Source organism: Arthrobacter sp. AQ5-05 (genome assembly GCF_003287975.1).
Taxonomy (GTDB): domain Bacteria; phylum Actinomycetota; class Actinomycetes; order Actinomycetales; family Micrococcaceae; genus Paeniglutamicibacter.
Genome location: NZ_QMKQ01000087.1, coordinates 1 through 1,058 on the forward strand (window position 1 = coordinate 1; position 1,058 = coordinate 1,058).

Below are 1,058 nucleotides of genomic sequence, written 5' to 3' on the forward strand. Positions count from 1 at the left end.
TGTTGAGCGTCGCATTGTTTGGTGATGGTTAGTCAGGGTGGGTGACGATGACGGCAGCCGTGCACCAAGGTTCGTTGGCGGCACCAGCATGACGACCACACCCGGTGCCCTGGCCGGCGGGCACTGATCGCCACGGCACTGTCGTCACGGTGGTTTTGTCGGGCTGACCGACTTGGGCAGGCTGATCTGTTCCCGGGCCGTGCCGGTTCCACACGAAGTGACCCCTTCCCAGTGGCGGGCATGATAGGCAAGAGTCATTGACATGAGCACTGACCAAGCGAACAGGAGCGGGCACGATGATGATCGTGGGCAGCCCCGAACAGACCGAGGCGTTACTGCTGGCGGGCGAAATACCGTGCCCCGACTGTTCGGTGCAGTTGCGCCCCCACGGGCATGCCCGCACCCGTACCGTGCGGGGCCAGGGTGATGAGCGACTGACCCTGCAGCCACGGCGCGCACGCTGTACGAGCTGCAGACGCACCCAGGTGCTGTTGCCGGCCGCATTGTCCGTGCGTCGGGCCGATACCCTCGAGGTCATTGGGGCCGCACTGGCGGCCAAGGCCGGCGGTAGCGGGTACCGGACGATCGCTGCCCGAATGGGTCGGCCTCTCTCGACGGTGCGCCGCTGGCTGCGCCGGGTGCCGGAAAAGCACGCCCATTGGCTGTACGGGCAGGCGGTGCAGCACGCGTTCCGCCTTGACCCTGAGATCCTGGTCCGTCCCAAGCGGTGGCCGAGCCTGCTCGGCTGGAGCTTGAATGTGTTGGCCGGTGCCGCATTGGCCCACCGCCGCTGGGTAGGCACCGATTTGCCACCTTGGACCCTCATCGGGCTCTTCACTCGCGGTAACCTGCTGAGCCCGCCGCTGCGCATCTGAAATGACGACGAGACCGTGCTTTGCTATGCCCAGAAACAGACGTCACGATGACGACGACACCAATGACGATTTCCATGTGCCCGGCAGCGTTGCCGACGACCGCGTCACGATGACGACCAAACCCACCAAATTCGTCGGCATTCAAGGCGACGCCGCCATGGTCAATTTACGCGCTCGGTAACA

Annotated in this window: 2 protein-coding genes; both read left to right on the forward strand. The window is 64.7% G+C overall.

Going from position 1 to position 1,058, the window contains the following annotated elements; all coding sequences use genetic code 11:
• Nucleotides 1-296 precede the first annotated feature (296 nt).
• Entirely contained in the window at nt 297-875 is a 579-nt protein-coding gene (locus DQ353_RS21115; RefSeq protein ID WP_113765142.1) for a DUF6431 domain-containing protein, read from the forward strand.
• Nucleotides 876-900: 25 nt separating this feature from the next.
• The gene (locus tag DQ353_RS21910) at nt 901-1,056 is read left to right on the forward strand and encodes a hypothetical protein (RefSeq protein WP_181578552.1); all 156 of its coding nucleotides are present in this window, start codon (nt 901-903) and stop codon (nt 1,054-1,056) included.
• The last annotated feature ends 2 nt before the right edge of the window (nt 1,057-1,058 follow it).

Excerpts from the sequence above, each read along its gene's own strand:
- DQ353_RS21115 (WP_113765142.1), top strand. The coding sequence starts at position 297 with ATGATGATCGTGGGCAGCCCCGAACAGACCGAGGCGTTACTGCTGGCG.
- DQ353_RS21910 (WP_181578552.1), top strand. The coding sequence starts at position 901 with ATGCCCAGAAACAGACGTCACGATGACGACGACACCAATGACGATTTC.